At 69.0% G+C, this 16,960-nt stretch carries 13 protein-coding genes and 1 pseudogene; 6 read left to right on the top strand and 8 right to left on the bottom strand.

Annotation, left to right across the window (positions count from 1 at the left end):
* Positions 1–47 precede the first annotated feature (47 nt).
* The 3 genes from M1L58_RS05190 to M1L58_RS05180 are packed head-to-tail and all read left to right on the top strand — an operon-like array spanning position 48 to position 2,691.
* Positions 48–1,016, top strand: coding sequence for a metal ABC transporter solute-binding protein, Zn/Mn family (locus M1L58_RS05190; RefSeq protein WP_248658086.1), 969 nt, complete (start codon positions 48–50; stop codon positions 1,014–1,016).
* A gap of 5 nt (positions 1,017–1,021) precedes the next feature.
* Positions 1,022–1,825: a metal ABC transporter ATP-binding protein gene (locus M1L58_RS05185; protein ID WP_248658196.1), complete on the top strand. Its 804-nt coding sequence runs from the start codon at positions 1,022–1,024 to the stop codon at positions 1,823–1,825.
* The gene (locus tag M1L58_RS05180) at positions 1,822–2,691 is read left to right on the top strand and encodes a metal ABC transporter permease (RefSeq protein WP_248658085.1); all 870 of its coding nucleotides are present in this window, start codon (positions 1,822–1,824) and stop codon (positions 2,689–2,691) included. The genes M1L58_RS05185 and M1L58_RS05180 overlap by 4 nt, the downstream gene beginning before the upstream one ends.
* Here M1L58_RS05180 and M1L58_RS05175 read toward each other — a convergent pair.
* Entirely contained in the window at positions 2,688–3,230 is a 543-nt protein-coding gene (locus M1L58_RS05175; RefSeq protein WP_248658084.1) for a DUF2599 domain-containing protein, read from the bottom strand. The genes M1L58_RS05180 and M1L58_RS05175 overlap by 4 nt on opposite strands.
* 63 nt (positions 3,231–3,293) lie before the next feature.
* On the opposite strand from M1L58_RS05175, the gene M1L58_RS05170 reads away from it, so the two are divergent.
* On the top strand, positions 3,294–4,424 hold the full coding sequence (locus M1L58_RS05170) for a beta-mannosidase (protein WP_248658083.1): 1,131 nt from the start codon (positions 3,294–3,296) through the stop codon (positions 4,422–4,424).
* Positions 4,425–4,429: 5 nt separating this feature from the next.
* On the opposite strand, the gene M1L58_RS05165 is transcribed toward M1L58_RS05170, so the two are convergent.
* The 4 genes and pseudogenes from M1L58_RS05165 to M1L58_RS05150 form a co-directional block, all read right to left on the bottom strand.
* Positions 4,430–6,088: a glycosyltransferase family 39 protein gene (locus M1L58_RS05165; protein ID WP_248658082.1), complete on the bottom strand. Its 1,659-nt coding sequence runs from the start codon at positions 6,086–6,088 to the stop codon at positions 4,430–4,432.
* Positions 6,085–7,671: a glycosyltransferase gene (locus M1L58_RS05160; RefSeq protein WP_248658081.1), complete on the bottom strand. Its 1,587-nt coding sequence runs from the start codon at positions 7,669–7,671 to the stop codon at positions 6,085–6,087. The genes M1L58_RS05165 and M1L58_RS05160 overlap by 4 nt, the downstream gene beginning before the upstream one ends.
* Complete coding sequence (locus M1L58_RS05155; RefSeq protein ID WP_248658080.1) at positions 7,668–9,173, bottom strand: hypothetical protein; 1,506 nt, start codon at positions 9,171–9,173, stop codon at positions 7,668–7,670. Before M1L58_RS05155 ends, M1L58_RS05160 begins: the two co-directional genes overlap by 4 nt.
* 6 nt (positions 9,174–9,179) lie before the next feature.
* A pseudogene (locus M1L58_RS05150) lies at positions 9,180–11,141 on the bottom strand (hypothetical protein).
* A gap of 185 nt (positions 11,142–11,326) precedes the next feature.
* Between M1L58_RS05150 and M1L58_RS05145 the strand changes: the two are divergent.
* The gene (locus M1L58_RS05145; RefSeq protein ID WP_248658079.1) at positions 11,327–12,130 is read left to right on the top strand and encodes an alpha/beta fold hydrolase; all 804 of its coding nucleotides are present in this window, start codon (positions 11,327–11,329) and stop codon (positions 12,128–12,130) included.
* A gap of 15 nt (positions 12,131–12,145) precedes the next feature.
* On the opposite strand, the gene M1L58_RS05140 is transcribed toward M1L58_RS05145, so the two are convergent.
* Positions 12,146–13,699 (bottom strand): carboxylesterase/lipase family protein, encoded by a 1,554-nt coding sequence (locus M1L58_RS05140; protein ID WP_248658078.1) that lies wholly within the window; start codon positions 13,697–13,699, stop codon positions 12,146–12,148.
* Positions 13,700–13,763: 64 nt separating this feature from the next.
* On the opposite strand from M1L58_RS05140, the gene M1L58_RS05135 reads away from it, so the two are divergent.
* Positions 13,764–14,546 (top strand): LamB/YcsF family protein, encoded by a 783-nt coding sequence (locus M1L58_RS05135; RefSeq protein WP_248658077.1) that lies wholly within the window; start codon positions 13,764–13,766, stop codon positions 14,544–14,546.
* 13 nt (positions 14,547–14,559) lie between these two features.
* On the opposite strand, the gene rlmB is transcribed toward M1L58_RS05135, so the two are convergent.
* Both rlmB and cysS read right to left on the bottom strand, forming a co-directional pair.
* Positions 14,560–15,519: a 23S rRNA (guanosine(2251)-2'-O)-methyltransferase RlmB gene (rlmB, locus tag M1L58_RS05130; protein WP_248658076.1), complete on the bottom strand. Its 960-nt coding sequence runs from the start codon at positions 15,517–15,519 to the stop codon at positions 14,560–14,562.
* Positions 15,519–16,910, bottom strand: a complete 1,392-nt coding sequence (gene cysS, locus M1L58_RS05125; RefSeq protein WP_006865330.1) for a cysteine--tRNA ligase — start codon at positions 16,908–16,910, stop codon at positions 15,519–15,521. Before cysS ends, rlmB begins: the two co-directional genes overlap by 1 nt.
* Between the last annotated feature and the right edge of the window lie 50 nt (positions 16,911–16,960).

Below are 16,960 nucleotides of genomic sequence, written 5' to 3'. Positions count from 1 at the left end.
TCGCCTACACTGTTTTGGTAACGATTGTCATTTGCGTAAAGGGTGTCATGAGGAAAACGCTTCTGTCCGCTGCCGGAGCCCTGTCCACCGCCGTGCTGCTACTGGCCGGCTGCTCGAGCGACTCCGGGAACGGTGACGGCACCCCGACGGTGGTGACGTCGACCAACGTCTGGGGCGCGGTCGCCTCGGCCGTCGCCGGCGACAAGGCGACCGTCACGTCCGTCTACACCAACACCGAGGGCGACCCCCACGAGTTCGAGCCGTCCGCCGCCGACACCGCGACGATCGCCGACGCCGACATCCTCGTCATGAACGGCGGCCACTACGACGCCTACATGGAACAAGCCGCGAAGTCCTCGGGCGCGACGGTCGTCGACGCCTACGCCCTCACCCGCAGCGACGATCACGACACGCACGATCACGAGGCCGACGACCACAGCGCAGGCGACCACGCGGATCACGCCGAACACGACCACGGCGACGAGAACGAGCACGTCTTCTACGACCTGCCCGTCGTCGCGGAGGTCGCCGACAAGGTCGCCGACGCCCTCGCCGAGCAGGACCCGGCGAACGCGGAGACCTACCGCGCGAACGCCGAGACCTTCACCACCGGCATCGACGAACTGCGCGGCGAGGTCGCCGGCATCCGCAAGGCGCACGACGGCACGAAGGTGGCCCAGACCGAACCGCTCGCGGGGTACCTACTCACCGAGGCCTGCCTGATCGACGCGGCTCCGGCCGGGTTCACCCAGGCCGTCGAGGAGGGTCAGTCGCCGTCCGCCGCGGACCGCGCGGCCATGGAGGACCTGCTCGCCTCCCGCGGCGCCGCCGTCCTGATCTACAACGTCCAGGGCGTCGACCCGGTGACCCAGGCGATGCTCGACGTCGCGAAGTCCGCGAAAGTGCCCGTGGTCGAGTTCACCGAGACCCTGCCGGACGGCGTCACCGACTACCTCGTCTGGCAGCGCGCACAGATCGACGCACTCGCAGCAGCTCTCGACGCAGAGAAGGCATGACCGCGATGACGGCGGGAACCGACCCGGTGGTCACGTTCTCGGGTGCGCGGCTCGGCTTCGGCGACCGCGTGCTCTGGGACGACCTCGACCTGACGATCCGGCCGGGTGAGTTCGTCGCCGTCCTCGGGCCCAACGGGTCGGGAAAGACCTCGTTCCTCCGCGTTCTGCTGCGCCAGTACTCACTCGACCGCGGCACCGTGGAGACGACCGACAAGATCGGTTACATCCCGCAGCAGCACGCCGACGAGGGCGACCCGATGGCTCTCCGCGGCCGGGACCTGGTCGGTTTCGGCGTCGACGGCAGCCGGTGGGGACTCGGTGTCCGCGGCCGGTCGCGCCGTCGTGAACTCGTCGACCAGGCGCTCGCCGCGGTGGACTCGCTCCCCTACGCCGACGCACCGCTCGGTGTCCTCTCCGGAGGCGAACAGCAGCGACTGCGTGTGGCCCAGGCGGTCGTGAGCGATCCCGAACTCCTGCTGTGCGACGAACCGCTGGCGAGTCTCGACCCGACCAACCAGCAGGTGGTCGTCGACCTCATCGACCAGCGCCGTAAGCAGGCGGGAACCGCGGTTGTGTTCGTCACGCACGAGATCAACCCGATCCTCCCCTACGTCGACCGTGTGCTCTATCTGGTCGGCGGACGCTTCCGCGTCGGCACTCCCGACGAGGTGATGACCACCGAGACGCTCAGCGAGCTGTACGGCAGCGACGTCGAGGTGCTCCGGGTCAACGGGCGCCTCGTCGTGATCGGCGGCGAGGACGCCCACCACTGCGTCGACATCGCCGAGGCCGGGAGTCAGCCCCTATGAGCGTGACTCCGCTGGCCGCCGAACGTCAGTTCAGCGACCTCTGGGACTTCTCGACGACCATCGACCTGCTCGGCTACGACTTCATGCAGCAGGCGCTGCTCGCGATGGTCCTGCTCGGCCTGGTGGGCGGGCTGCTCGGGCCGCTGATCGTCGCCCGGCAGATGTCGTTCGCGGTCCACGGCTGCAGTGAGCTGTCGGTGACGGGTGCGGCCGCGGCGTTGCTCGCCGGCGTCAGTGTCAACCTCGGCGGTGTCATCGGTGCGGTCCTCGCCGCGGCGGTCTTCGGCATCCTCGGCAACAAGGCCCGGGAACGCGATTCGGTGATCGGTGTCGTGATGGCGTTCGGCCTGGGCATCGGTGTCCTGTTCCTGGCCCTCTACGGCCGGATCGGCACCGGCTTCGCACTGCTGACCGGTCAGGTCGTCAGCGTCGGACTGAACGGCCTGGTCGCGATCGCGATCACGACGGCGATCGTGGTGGCGGTGCTCGCCGTGATCTACCGGCCGCTGCTGTTCGCGTCGACCGATCCGCGGGTGGCGCAGGCGCAGGGCGTCCCGGTCCGCACGCTCTCGGTGGTGTTCGCGATCATCATGGGCCTCGCCTGCGCGCAGGGTGTCCAGATCATCGGCGCGCTGCTGGTGATGTCCCTGCTGATCACCCCGGGTGCCGCCGCTGCACGGGTGACCGCCAACCCGATGCGGGCGCTGGTGCTGTCGGTGATCTTCGCCGAGGTCGCCGCGATCGGCGGCCTGTTGATGTCGCTCGCACCGAAACTCCCGGTCTCGGTGTTCGTCACGATCATCTCGTTCGTGATCTACGTCGTCTGCCGCATTATCGGCTCACGTCGCGTACACACGACGCGCTAATACTCTTCGGCGAACCCCGGATTGCACCGCGCGCCGATCATGTCCTCCTCGGAGACGACGGGACGCCCGGGTTCCAGGTTCCAGCTCGGCTTCTCCGGTTCGATGATCCGCGCGAACCGCCAGTGACACTCGAACTGTGCCTGCATTCCGGGGGTGTCGGCGCTCGCGTCGAGTTCGACGACCTCCCGCCACGCCGCGTCCATCGCCGACGGCTCCTGCGTGTACCGGCCCGACGTGGTCGGGAAGATCGAGAGGCTGGGGCCCACCTCGGTGTCCGTCCACTCGACGCGCTCGACGAAGGGCGGCCGGTAGACGACCGTCGGGGTGGTCGACCGATTCGCGGGGCCCGGACCTGTCGTGATGGTCGAGGTCGGGGAAGAATCCGCACTCACCCGACTCGGCGTCGACGACGCACCGCGCGGCTCGCCTGCGTCGGATTCCGAACCGCAGCCCGCGAGGAACAATGAGGTCGCGACACCGCCCACAACGGTCAAAGCACAGATTCGCGCCGTGATCGCCCCGAAGCCTTTCGTCCCCATACGGCCACCGTAGGGCACGAGTAGCCTGCATCTGTGATTCACTGGCGAACATCCGGACGGGCGGTGGCCGCACGTACGACCGTGCTCGTCGTCACCGTGTTCGCCTTGCTCGTCGGCCTGAGCGGATGTGGCTCCGATTCCTCACGCCAAGAGGGCGACTCGGCTCCCGCACGCGTGCGCGCGACCCCCGACGGCCTGACCCTCGACGGCAAGCCGTGGTGGCCCGTCGGCTTCAACGCCTACCAGCTGGGGACCGACTGGTCGGTGAACGTCGGCTGCGGCGCCGAGGTCGATCTCGACGACTACTTCGCGGCGCTGCCACCCGGGGCCCTCACGCGTTTCAACCTCTACTCGTCCTTCGCACTCGACAAACACACCGGACTGCTGAACTTCGAACCGCTGGACCGGGTCTTCGAAGCGGCCGGACGACATGAGCAACTGGTGCTGCCGGTCCTTGCCGGCGGCTCGGGGGACTGCGAGGACGGCCGGTTCAAGGAGCGGGACTTCTATGTCGACGGTTGGCGGTCGAAGGCCACCCCCGTCGCCCCCTCCCGGGATCATCTGACGTACGCCAAGTGGACCGAGACCGCGGTGTCCCGCTGGCGCGACGAACCGTCGGTCGTCGGCTGGGAGCTCATCGGCGAGCCCGAACCCGGCATCTGCGGGAAGTCCTGTGACTGGCAGCGGCGCGTGTGTCCCGCCGACGCCCCGGCGGTGTTGCGCTCGTTCTTCGACCGGGCCGGCGCACATCTGCGGTCGTTCGACGACTCGCGCCCGATCTTCTCCGGACTCGTGGGCGGCGACCAGTGCGGGATCGCCGGCGACGGCTACCTCGAGGTCGGCCGCTCCGACGGGATCGACGTCCTCGACTTCCACGACTACAGCTCCACCACCGATCCGAATCCCGAACCGCAGGGCAGCGACCTGTCGGCCCGGATCGATCAGGCTCGTCGGCTCGGGAAACCGCTGGTGGTCAACGAGATCGGCGTCGAAGCCGGTTCGTGCCTGTCTCTGGGGACCCGCGCCCGGCGCGTCGACGCCGCCATGTCGCGGCGGCGAGAGGCCGGCGCCGCGGGCGCTCTGCTCTGGTCCTTCGTCCCCGATCCCCGTACCTCCGAATGCACCTACGACATCGGGCCGCACGACCCCGCGTGGGATGTGGTGCGCGCCAGGGTCTCCCGGTTCGAGGGCTGAGGCCCTCAGCCCGTGATCCGGTAGACGCGCCAATCGGGTAGATCGGCACCGTCATTGGGGGCTTCGAGAGTGAGGACCCCGATCTGGGCGCCGTTCTCGTACATCGTCGGGTAGCGCTGGTTGATGGCGTCCGACGACCCGCGGCCCTCGTCCGGGACGGTGAGGAAGTACTGCACCCCGCCGCCGGCCGGGTCGTTCAGCAACTGTGCGAAGTCGCGGTCGGACGGGATGACGAACTGTCGCGGCCGCTCGGACTGGGCGACCACCGCGAAGCCGTAGACGGTGTCGCTCAGGACCGCCCCGTCCGGCAGCTCGAGCGAGTCCAGGTACTTCGCCAGCGCGCGTTCGGTCGAGAAGGAACGTACGACGCGCTGTTCGTCGAGGTACTTCTTCTCGACCGACTGCGGTCGCGGGTCGACCACCGAGCCCACCGCGAACTCCTGCGGTGCGTATTCGGGCGAGGTCATCCCCATCGCGGTCACCGGGATCGCGGCGGCCATGACCACGACGGCGATCCCGGCTGCGGCCGGGTAGGCCCACCGGGACGTGAAGGGTTGCGGCACCACGTGAACCGCATGCGCTCCTTCCCGTCGCACCGGGACGGACTTGCGCAGCGGGACCGACAGGAGGGCCACGATCGCGGCGAGCAGGACGACGGTCATGTAGAACCGCAGGAAGCCGAACGTCGATCCTTGCGAATAGCCGTAGACCTGGAAGGCCAGCACCGCGACGATCATCAGTCCCGGCAGCATCGGCAGGAGCCGACGCCGGCGCACACGCACGACGAGTTGCCCGATGACCAGGAACAGCAGCAGCGGCGCGAGGATGGCCATCTCGGTCAGGGAGAACCGGATCGCCTCGACGAACGTGGACGATCCGCTGCCGCCCGACTGCTCGATGATGGCCGCGTTACCGTATTCGGAGGTGAACTGGGCGAAGGCGTTTCCGGTGATGAGCCAGCCGGTGGCGGCCCAGGCGAGGAAGGCCAGGGCGCTCGGGGCGACCACCAGTGTCATGTCGACGAGACTGCGCGACATCTTCTTGACCGGATCCCGCCGGTGGTAGGTGACCCAGCCGACGACGAGCCCGGCCGCCAGCGCGGCCGCTCCCCCGTCGTAGCGGGTGAGATATGCGAGGGCCAGGGCGATTCCGGTGACCACGAGTTCGTGGACGTCGTCGGTGGAGATCCAGCGGAGTAGTCGTCTCGAGGCCCAGGCCAGGAAGAACAGGTACGGCGCCTCGCTCATCCCGTTGGCCGCGTACAGGACGACCATCGGGTTGGCCGCGTAACAGACCGTGAACAGCCCTGCGACATAGGGATTCAGTCCGCGGTCGCGTGCGATCCCGGACACCTGGACCACCGAGCCGGCCATGAACGCCGACGACATGATCACCGCCGAGAGCGCCTGGGTGGTCATCTCCGGCCACCACGGCGACAGCGCGACGAGCGGCAGCTGCACGATCGCGGTGAGCGGGGTGAAGACGAATCCGATGGCCGACAGATGCGGGCTCCGGCTGAAGAGCACACTCTGCGCCGACTGCACCCGGGACAGGGCGTCGCCGAAGAACCAGTGCACCTCGGTCGCCAGGTACACCCCGATGACGAGGTACGGCAGCCACGCGGCCAGGAAGATCACCGATCCGACCTGCAACCGGCGGCTCATGACGCATCTCCGGTGGTGGCCGTGTCGGTGGTCTCCGCGTCCGGATCGTCGTCGGGGCCCGGGCCGGCGCTGTCCGAGGACTCGCCGTGGCTCGTCGACAGACCGTGATAGGTCTTCTCCCAGTACGACGGATTGACCAGGATCTGCCACATGCCCTTGATGGCGGCGACGCTCATCATCAGCCAGTACAGCGGGATGAGCAACGCCGAGCCCAGCAGGTCGCTGCGGCCGTCCTCGCGGATCGCGATCAGGTTCATGTAGATCGCGGCCCCGTTGCCGAGGATCATCGATGCCAACGCCAGGTAATAGATCGGGCCGGGGAACAGTTCGGAGACGATCATCGGCTGGCCGCTGATCCACAGCGCCAGGATCAGCCAGAAAACCATGTTGAGGCAGGCGATCAACGGTGTACCGGCGATGAGCAAGGTGAACCGGGCGAAGGCGACCGGGCCGAGGATGTCCCACAGCTTGACCGGATGCCGCATGTGGACGAGCCACGTCTGCATGTAGCCCTTGTACCAACGGGATCGTTGCCGCACCCAGTTGATGGCGTCGACGTTGGCTTCTTCCATGGTCACCGAATCCAGCACCACAGTCCGGTAGCCGTGGTCGGCGATGCGCACGCCGAGGTCGGCGTCCTCGGTGACGTTGAAGGGATCCCAGGCCCCGATGCGGTCGAGGACGTCACGTTTGAAGTGATTCGACGTGCCGCCCAACGGGATCGGCGCGCGGCTGACCATCATGCCGGGCAGCAGGAAGCCGAACCAGATCCCGTAGTCGGCGGTGAACCACTCGGTGAGGAGGTTCTCGCGCACGTTGTGGAAGCTCAGCTTGCCCTGGACGCAGACGACCGATTCGTCGTCGGTGTTGTTGAGCACGTAGACCGCTCGCCGTAGCTGCAGCGGTTCGGGCTTGTCCTCGGCGTCGAAGATGGTCACGATGTCGCCGGTCGCGAAGTGCATCCCGTAGTTGCACGCCTTCGGCTTGGTCCGCGGCTGCGCCGGCGGCGTGAGAACCACGGTCACGATCCCGGTCCTCTCGACGTCGCGGGCCGCGGCGATCGTCGGCTCGTCGTCCTCCTCGAGGAGCAGCAGCACCTGCAGTTTCTCTCGCGGGTACTCGATGGTTTGCATCGCGGCCACGAGTTCGCCGACCACCTCGGGCTCACCGTAGGCGGGGACGAAGACCGTGTAGGACGGCAACTTCTCGTCGGGGATCGAGCGGGCCTGCTCGTCGGTGACCCGGATAGCGCCGTTGACCAGCCCGCGACGGAAGATCACCAGCCGGTCGGCGATGGTGATGACGTAGGCGACGGTGGCGACGGAGACGAGGGTCGCGCTCGTGCCGACCGGGAAGAAGACCATCAGGAGCGCGACGACGCCGAGCATCGTGAACCCGATGATCTTCTGGGTACGGTTGAACGGCACCGACGCCGACATGTCCTCGTCGGCGTCACGCAGCCGGTTCACCGCGTCCTGGAGTGCCTCGGCGCGGTACTCCTCGTCGACGAGCAGTTCTCGCACCGGTCGGGTGGGGCGAGTGCTCCTCGCGATTCCGGGTGCGTCGATACGGTTGCGGCTCATGGTTCCTCCCCCGCGCCCGCTTCGAGCTGCGTCCTGATCAGGTCGCCGGCGAGGTCCACGAGCAGCGCCCGATCCTTGTACTGCGGATTGCTGTCGAGGAGAACTGCGTCGCCGCGTAGCAGCACCGTCATCAGCGCGTCGATGTTCGCCAGGATCGTGACGCGCGGTTCCGGGAAGTACGCGTCGGCCTCATGGTTGTCGACGGCCCACAGCATGACCTGCTCGGTTCGGTTGCCGTTGGTCCACCACCACGAGACCACCGTGTAGGTGAGGTAACGCTTGTCGTCGACGACGTTCCAGATCTTGCCGTCGACGCCCATCGGCAACGCGACCCGAACGGGTTCGCTGACCCGCTCGTCGGACAGGTCGTAGCGGAACAGGTCGGGGTAGACCTCGAGCGCCAGCGGTCGTCTCGAATCGACGCTGTCGACCGCGACCCGGCGGGGCCGGCCGAACTTGTCGTAGGCCCGGCTTCCGGTGCCCTGGACCATGATCTGCCGGATGAGTGAGGCGCCGGGTCCGTACAACTTCGAGCCCCAGCGGTGGACCTCCGCGGATTCCTCCCGCCAGCCGGCGGGCACCACGAGCAGCTCCCCGACCTTCAGTTGCGGGTACAGGTTGCTCTGCCAGGTGCTGCCGACCGCCGGGGTCGGCACGAAGGCCAGCGCGATCGCGGCGACGAGCACCACCAGCAGGGGACGGCCGACGGCCGCGACCTTGGGCGGCGTCAGCTCGGCGGGTGCGGGCGGTGCCCAGTCCTGCCCGCCCTGCCGCCGGTGGTCGTAGAGCATCAGGCTGGTCGCTGCCAGCGCAGCCACCAGCGCCGGGACCGGGATGAGCAGGTTGCGTGGGGTGTTCACCAGGTAGAGCAACCCGAGCGTGCCCAGGCCGATGGCTCCGGCGATGAGTGCCGCGACCGCCTTGCGCTGACGCCCCGACCCGACCGCGATCGCGGTCGCCGCCATCGCGACGAGCACGAGGATGAACCCCGCGATCGGCGATGTACCGCCCATCGCCAGCAGTAGTGCGCGCATCGGTATGGGGAACACGAGCAGGAACAGCAGCCACACCCAGCGGTAGCGCGCGACCGGGCGGAGACCGAACACCAGGACCGCCGCACCGAGCACGAACAACCACAGCGCCAGCAGATCCATGTGCGTCGTCAGATAGGAACGGGCGTATCGCGGGTTCACCAACGACTTCAACGCCAGGGCAAGTATCAGCACGACGATCCCGACGATCACGTCGGTCTGGCGATCGTAGATGGGGGGCTCGTCCACGCGCTTCCACGAGACACCCACCGCCGCGATCACACAGAGGATGATCAGCACCGGCACGTACACGATCAGCGTTTGTGCCTGCATCTCGTCGACGACCGCCAGAATCGTGTTCCAGAAGGCCAGCACGGTGCAGCCGATCAGGAACAGCCACCTCAGGGTCATGAACTCGCCGGGCCGTTTCTCCGTGGCCGCCGCAACGGTCTTCGTGATCGTGGAGACCACTGAGAGTCAGTCCCCTACATGTGCGCGACGACGACGGCGCAGTACGACGGTCGCCACGATTGCGGCCACCACCGCGATCCCGACGGCCACGAGTGTCACCGTCACCCAGGACGTACCCGTCGACGACGAGTCAGCCGGTTGCGATTGTCCGTCGCCGGGCACCACGACCGGTTCCTGACCGGACACCTGCAGCAGGGCCACCCCGCTCAGGGCCGACCAGCGGTCGGGATCGGCGGACAGGCGGCGCAGGACAGCGTCGAGGTCGGCGGCATCCCGGGTCGACGTCGCGACCAGGACGGTCCGGCCGGCGTCACGCGCGACCTGCAGCGAGCCGAACCTCACGCCGGGCGTCAGGACCACGTTCGACGGCTTGCCATCCGCGTTGAGCACGGTGAGGGTCTGGCCGTCGGCGGTCACCGGCAGCGTGAGATGGGGCAGGCCACGGCCGTCGGCGGCGATGATCACCGCAGGCGCGGTCGATGCCATGGCGTCGTCGACGGACACCATGTCCACCCCGAGGCGGACCGCCGACAGCCGCTGCAGACCCGACATGATCTCCACCGCGCGTGCGACATCGGCGACGCCGCCGTTCGTCCAGGCGAGCGAGGTACGGGGCATGAGCGCCTGGGGCAGCGAGGCGAAACCCGGCGGGGTCGGCGGGTCGGCGGGTTCCGAGCGGACCTCACCGGCCGAGCTCAGGCTCAGCGAAGTGCGGACACCGGAACCGCATTCCTCGCCGACGTCGCCGTGGTTGTAGGTGACGGAGACCTCGGTGTAGCGACCGAGCACGTCGGCCGGGACATCGACCCACTGGTTGTAGCTGCCCGACGCGTCGGCCGGCCAGGACGCGATCACGCGTTGTCCCACCGACACCGCGATCTGGCCGCCCAGCGGGGTGTAGGTACCGGACAGCTGCAGGCGCACGTCCTTCGACGGCCGGCCGAGCCGGGCCTGGTCGATGCCGAAGAAGATCGAGGGTCACCCGGAGGAGGTGACGAGCTGGTCGCCGACCCCCAGGTCCGCGAGGCTGCTCACGGCGGGCGCGAGTTGCGGTGCAGCGAAGGGCGGTCCGGCGACGGCGGCCGAGCTGACCGCGATCGACGACAGATCCGAGGCGAGGAACTCGACCTGCGCCGGGAGTTCCTCCGCGCTGCCGCCGATCCGCAGCACCGGCCATCCGGCGCCCGGTCCGAGGCTCAGGCCCCCGGGCATGGTGGTGGAGATGACCACCTGACGTTCCAGGGGGCCCACCGCCGGCTCGGGTGCCGCGCTTCCGCGCCGCATGGAGGCGACCTCGACGTCGACCGTCGCCGACCCGTAGTTCGCCACGACCGCGGTCGCGAGAGCCACGGCCGCGGCGCCTTCGGCGGGCTGCACGTCGTCGGGCACGAAGATGGTCAGCTTGCGCAGGATCGGCGGCAGGAAGTCGGCGACGGTCTCGGGTGTCGCCTCGCGACCCGAGTAGGACACCGTCGAGTTCCGGATCGAGAATCCCGACCGGTCGTCGAACAGACAGGAGCCCGCGGTACGCAGGTAGGTTCGCAGGACGAGGTCGGCAGCGTTGCGTTCGACGCGAATACCGCGCAGCGGCAATGCAATCGGCGAGTTCACCGCCGCATCGATCGGGGTGCGCGAGATCAGCCGACCCTCCTGCAGCACGTCGACGGTGCCGCCGGTCACGAAGGTCGGGAACTGCGCGGTTCCGCGGATCTCGGTGGGGGTCAGGCCCTGGGGAACCGCGAGCGAGAGGCTGACCTCGCCCTGCTGCCCGGGGAACGAGATGGTCGGCGACGAGCCGAGTTCACGCATGTTCAACGGCGGCGGCGGGTCACCCGGCGCCGCCGTGGCGGGCGCGGTGAACGCTCCGATCGAGGCGATTCCCGCCAACAGCAGACCCGCCAGCAAGAGGCTCACGCTGCGCCGACTCCGGACATGCGAAAAGGCCTGGAGCGTCCAGGACGTGTGCATACTTCACCCTCCGAATGGCCCCCGGCCAGATCCCACCGCCCTGTCGATCAACCTATCCCATACCCCCGCCGGGTCCATATCCGACCAGTAAATCAACGGTGTCGAATACCAAACGTATCCCCGCGCCGCGACGAAGTCTGCAACCATGGCGGGGCGAAGGAGCCACGCCAACCCGAGGAACGCCCATGCGCACAGTTCACGTCGGCGACGAGGTCGACGGCGGAACGTACGTGAACGTCGCCGGGACGACCCTCTGGCATTTCTCGGCCGGCGACGCTCAGGGGATTCCGACGGTGCTGTTGCACGGCATCTTCGCGTCCGCCGCGTCCTGGGGCGCCCAGGTCCCCGACTTCCTCGACGCCGGCCTACGCCTGTACCTGCCGGAACGACCCGGCCACGGCCACAGTCCCGACGTCGACGGAGACTTCACCTGCGACTCGATCGTCGAGCGCACCATCGCCTACCTCGAGACGGTCGTCGGGCGGCCGGCGAACATCGTCGGCTGGGCCGACGGTGCGGCCATCGCCCTCGTCGTCGCCCGGAACCGGCCCGATCTCGTCAACCGGATCGTGTACGTGGGCGGCTACCTGAACCGCGGTGGGCGCCAACTCGATCAGTCCGTCGACCTCCTGCTGGATCGCAACCCGACCACCGTCGACTACCTGCGCACCCATCACGACACGACGTCTCCCGATGGGCCCGAACACTTCTCGGTGGTCTACGACAAGACCATCCGGATGCTGTCCACCGAACCCGACTATGCGGTCGCCGGGTTCAGCGAGGTCCGCACGCCGACGCTGGTGGTGATCGCCGACCGCGGCCTGGTCCGGATGGAGCACGCACTGGACATCGTCCGTACGCTGCCGAATGCCCGGTTCGCGGTGCTGCCCGGGACGCACATCCTGCCGGTGGAGGCACCCGAGCTGTTCAACCCGCTCGCGCTGTCGTTCCTCGCCGCCGATCCACCGACCGACTGGCTACCGGGCTGACGGACCGGGCGGCGGTCAGGCCCCGGAGGGTGCGTGCACCCGGTACCAGGCTTGACGACGCAGGGTGTCGGGATCGGCGACGACACGGTCCGGGTCGTTGATGACCAGGACCTTCCGCTCGTCGGTGGTGTAGACCGGCCAGCCCAGACCGGGGTCGCCGGTACGGGCGAAAGCACCCCAGCGCCCCTGCACGTTCTCGGTGACGCGCCGAGTGCCCGGCCAGTCGGCGATGGCGAGTCCTGCCCCCATCGGCGCCCGGTAGGCGCCGAACACGGTGAACAGTTCCGTCGCATGCGTCGCGCCGAAGCCCGTCGCGTCCAGCACCTTCGTCCGGTAGTCGTAGCGGTAGACGTAGGTCGGCGCGACCTTGCTGTGCCCGTCGGCGAAAGCGGTCATCGGCGCCCAGAAGATCGAGTCGCCGGCCAGCCGGATGCGGTCGCGGTCGCCGTTGCCGTACTGGGCGGCGATCTCGCGGCGGACCTCTTCGTCCTCCACCCGCATCAGCATGCGTTCGGAGTCGGGCAGCACGTTCCATAATTTCGCGAAGAGCTTGCCCTCGTCCTTGTTGCTCCCGATGACCAGCGGCACCGGCACCGTCAGGCCCTCGGCCGCCGCGGCCAGCGGCGAGCGCGGCAGCACATCACCGTCGACGACCGGTGCGAACGGGATCGCCCCGCCGGACGACTTGGTCGCGAACCGCATCAACCGGTTGCCGGCCTCGAGCAACAGGGCGGGGTTGGGCGTGGTGAGGAGGCGCTGCGCCTCGGCCGGGTCGATGGGGGCCTCGGTGCGTTCCATGGTGGTGTTCCGACGCTGCGGGTCGCGGAGGATTCGGACGAACTCGTCGGCGTAGACGGTCGCCGCGTCGTGCTCGACCACGAGTTCGGGAGCCGGGCTCTGCGCGATGGCGTGGTGGAAGAGGCCGGTGGCCTCCGGCGCGGACAGCAGGGCGAGCACCGACGACCCGCCGGCGCTCTCGCCGAAGACGGTCACGTTGTCGGGGTCGCCGCCGAACGCGGCGATGTTGTCCTGCACCCAGCGCAGCGCGGCGATCTGGTCGCGCAGACCGGCGTTGGTGTCGAACGGCCGATCGTCCGTGGCGAACTGCGAGAGGTCGAGGAAGCCGAACGGCCCGAAGCGGTATTGGATCGTCACCACGACGACGTCCTGGGCGCGGGCCAGGAAGGCGCCGTCGTAGAGCGGCGTTGCGGCGGTGCCGAGGATGAAGGCGCCGCCGTGGATGAAGACCATCACCGGGCGCGGCCTGCTCGATTCCACCTCGGGCGAGAACACGTTGAGGGTCAGGCAGTCCTCGGCCATCGGGGCGAACTTGCCCGGCGCGACCGCGGTGAACCGCTTCTCCTGGATGGCGGCTTTGGCGAGCTTGGTGCAGTCCCGGACGCCGGGCCAGTCGTGGACCGGTTCGGGAGCGCGGAAGCGGCGGTGGGCCACCGGGGGCGCGGCGAACGGTATGCCCCGCCAGCTGATAGTGCCGCGGCGAAGCCGCTTCCCCCGGGCGCCACCGACGACGCCGTTGACCGTGGTGACCTTGGTGTCGAGCAGTGCCATGTCCCCACCGTAGACGAATCGCCCGTTTCGTCTGTCCACCCTGCAGCAGAACTAGGATGTGGCCATGACCCCCGACAGGGCCACCACCGACCCGGCGCACGCTCCACGTATCGATCTCAACGCCGATCTCGGCGAAGGGGTCGGCGATGACGAGACGATGCTGACCATCGTCACCAGCGCCAACGTTGCCTGCGGCTTCCACGCGGGGACGCCCGCCGACCTGCTGGCCACGTGCCGGGCGGCCGTCGCCGCCGGTGTACGGATCGGCGCCCAGGTCTCCTACCCGGACCGCGCCGGGTTCGGCCGCCGGTTCATGGAGATGTCGACGCCGGACCTGATCGCCGACCTCGTCTACCAGATCGGCGCGCTCGACGCCCTCGCCCGCTCCGTCGGCGGAACGGTCTCCTACGTGAAACCCCATGGCGCGCTGTACAACACGGTCGTCCACCACGAACAGCAGGCCGACGCGGTCGTGACCGCGGTGCGCGACGTGAACCCCGACCTCGCGGTGATGGGCCTACCGGACTCGGAGGTCCTCGCCCGCGCCGAACGTGCCGGACTCGCGGTCATCACCGAGGCCTTCGCCGACCGCGCCTACACCCCGGCCGGCACCCTGGTCCCCCGCACCGAGGAGGGCGCGGTTCTCTCCGACAGCGCAGAGATCGCCCGCCGCGTCGTCGAGATGACCACCAGCGGGCGGCTCACGGCCATCGACGGCTCGGTGATCACCGTCGCTGCGGATTCGATCTGCCTGCACGGCGACACCCCGGGCGCGGTCGACCACGCCCGCGCGGTCCGCGAGGCGCTGAGCCGTGCCGGCGTCGAGGTCGCGCGCAACCGGGCCTGAGGTTTGTCGACCGCTACCGACGTCGCTGACGTGCGAATTCAGCGAGCACGACGCCCGCCGCCACCGACGCGTTGAGGGACTCGACGTCACCGGCCATCGGGATGGAGAGGATCGAGTCACAGCTCTCGCGCACGAGTCGCGAGAGTCCCTTACCCTCCGACCCCACGACGATCACGGTCGGGCCGGTGCCGTCGTAGTCGTCGAGGGTCACGTCGCCGCCGGCGTCCAGGCCCACGAGCTGGGCGCCGGAGTCCGCCCAGTCCTTGAGCGTGCGGGTGAGGTTGGTGGCGCGCGCGACCGGGAGACGCGCGGCGGCGCCGGCACTGGTCCGCCAGGCCACCGCGGTCACACTCGCGCTGCGACGTGCCGGGATCACCACACCGTGCCCGCCGAAGGCGGCCACCGAGCGGATCACCGCACCGAGGTTGCGCGGGTCGGTGATGTTGTCGAGGGCCACCAGCAGCGGCGGGGTGCCGCTGGCCTTGGCGTCGGCCATCAGATCGTCCGGATGGGTGTACCGGTACTCCGGCACCTGCAGGGCGATGCCCTGATGCATTCCGTTGGTGGACAACCGATCCAGCTCCGGCTTGCCGACCTCGAGAATGGAGATCGCCTGATCGCCGGCGATCTTGACCGCCTCGGCGACGCGCTCGTCCGGCTCGGAGTTGGTGGCGATGTAGAGCGCCGTCGCGGGCACGCCTGCACGCAGGCACTCGACCACGGGGTTGCGGCCGAGGACGTACTCGGGCCCCTCGTCCTTCGCTCGCGACGCGCCGCCGCCACTGCGTCCGGTGCCCGACTTCGCCGCAGCGTTGGCCTTCTTGTGCGCGGGGTGGTACGGCCGGTCGACCGCCTTCGGGGTGGCGCCGCGGGCCTCGAGTCCACGACGACGCTGGCCGCCGGACCCGACGACCTGCCCCTTCTTGGTGCCCGACTTGCGGATCGCACCCTTACGCTTGGAATTTCCTGCCATCACGCCTCACCCTTCAATGCCCACTGTGCACCATCAGGGGTGTCGGTCACCTCGATGCCGGCCTCGGCCAGGCGGTCTCGGACCGCGTCCGCGGTCGCCCAGTCCTTGGCGGAACGCGCGTCCGCGCGTCGTTGCAATTCGGCGCGCACCAGCACGTCCAGCGCGGAGGTCGCGGCCGAGTCGTCGGCCGTACCTGCCCACTGGTCGTCGAGCGGGTCGACGCCGAGGATTCCCATCATGCCCCGCACCGACGACGCGGCGGCGAGAGCGGCCGCCCCGTCACCCGATTCGAGTGCGGTGTTGCCCTGCCGGACGACGTTGTGCACCACCGCGAGAGCCGCGGGGACACCGAGATCGTCGTCGAGTGCGGCACCGAACTCGGGATCGATGTCGCCGATCACCACTTCACCGACGCGGGCGGCGACACGTTCGACGAACGACTCCACCCGCCGGTAGCCGGCGGCCGCCTCGGTGAGCGCACCGGGCGAGTACTCCAGCATCGACCGGTAGTGCGCGCTGCCGAGGTAGTACCGCAGTTCGACGGCACGGACGCGCTGCAGCATCGCGGGGATCGACACCACGTTGCCGAGCGACTTGCTCATCTTCTCGCCACCCATGGTGACCCAGCCGTTGTGCAGCCAGTAGCGCGCGAACGGGTCCCCCGCGCCGTGCGCCTGGGCGATCTCGTTCTCATGGTGCGGGAACACCAGATCCATCCCGCCGCAGTGGATGTCGAACTCCGAACCCAGAAGGCTGGTGGCCATCGCCGAGCACTCGAGGTGCCAGCCCGGGCGACCGGGACCCCACGGTGTCGGCCACGACGGCTCGTCGGGCTTGGCCGCCTTCCACAGCGTGAAGTCGCGGTGGTCGCGCTTGCCGGTGCCCGCGCTCTCGCCCTGGTGCACGTCGTCGAGTTTGTGTCCCGACAGCGCGCCGTAGTCGGGCAGGCTACGGACGTCGAAGTACACGTTGCCGTCGGCGACGTAGGCGTGGCCGCGCTCGATCAGCCGCTCCATGTACTCGACCATCTGGGTCACGAAACCGGTCGCGCGCGGTTCCGCGGACGGCGGCAGGACGCCGAGGGCGCGGTAGGCGTCGTCGAAGGCGCGCTCGTGGGTGGCTGCCCACTCCCACCAGGGGCGCCCGGCGTCGGCGGCCTTGCGGAGGATCTTGTCGTCGATGTCGGTGACGTTGCGGACGAACAGCACGTCGAGGCCCTGATGGCTCAACCAGCGGCGGAGGATGTCGAAGGCGATGCCGCTGCGGACGTGGCCGATATGGGGAACACCCTGCACAGTTGCGCCACAGAGGTACACCGATGCCTGGCCTGGGCGCAGCGGCACGAAGTCGCGCACCTCTCGGGAGCTGGTGTCATAAAGGCGCAGGGTCACGACCGGCCATCCTACCGGACCACGATCGGGCCACCGACCACGCGAGCGCC

Origin of the sequence: Gordonia sp. C13, from assembly GCF_023218005.1 — a bacterium.
Classification (GTDB): Bacteria; Actinomycetota; Actinomycetes; order Mycobacteriales; family Mycobacteriaceae; genus Gordonia; species Gordonia namibiensis.
The sequence above is the reverse complement of the archived record's forward strand: the minus strand, read 5'-3'. Positions and strand labels throughout refer to the sequence as shown.

Excerpts from the sequence above, each read along its gene's own strand:
- M1L58_RS05140 (WP_248658078.1), bottom strand. The coding sequence starts at position 13,699 with ATGGCACTGCTCGACACCAAGGTCACCACGGTCAACGGCGTCGTCGGT.
- M1L58_RS05165 (WP_248658082.1), bottom strand. The coding sequence starts at position 6,088 with ATGAGCCGCCGGTTGCAGGTCGGATCGGTGATCTTCCTGGCCGCGTGG.
- rlmB (WP_248658076.1), bottom strand. The coding sequence starts at position 15,519 with ATGGCAGGAAATTCCAAGCGTAAGGGTGCGATCCGCAAGTCGGGCACC.
- M1L58_RS05135 (WP_248658077.1), top strand. The coding sequence starts at position 13,764 with ATGACCCCCGACAGGGCCACCACCGACCCGGCGCACGCTCCACGTATC.
- M1L58_RS05180 (WP_248658085.1), top strand. The coding sequence starts at position 1,822 with ATGAGCGTGACTCCGCTGGCCGCCGAACGTCAGTTCAGCGACCTCTGG.
- M1L58_RS05175 (WP_248658084.1), bottom strand. The coding sequence starts at position 3,230 with ATGGGGACGAAAGGCTTCGGGGCGATCACGGCGCGAATCTGTGCTTTG.
- M1L58_RS05160 (WP_248658081.1), bottom strand. The coding sequence starts at position 7,671 with ATGAGCCGCAACCGTATCGACGCACCCGGAATCGCGAGGAGCACTCGC.
- M1L58_RS05185 (WP_248658196.1), top strand. The coding sequence starts at position 1,022 with ATGACGGCGGGAACCGACCCGGTGGTCACGTTCTCGGGTGCGCGGCTC.
- M1L58_RS05145 (WP_248658079.1), top strand. The coding sequence starts at position 11,327 with ATGCGCACAGTTCACGTCGGCGACGAGGTCGACGGCGGAACGTACGTG.
- M1L58_RS05190 (WP_248658086.1), top strand. The coding sequence starts at position 48 with ATGAGGAAAACGCTTCTGTCCGCTGCCGGAGCCCTGTCCACCGCCGTG.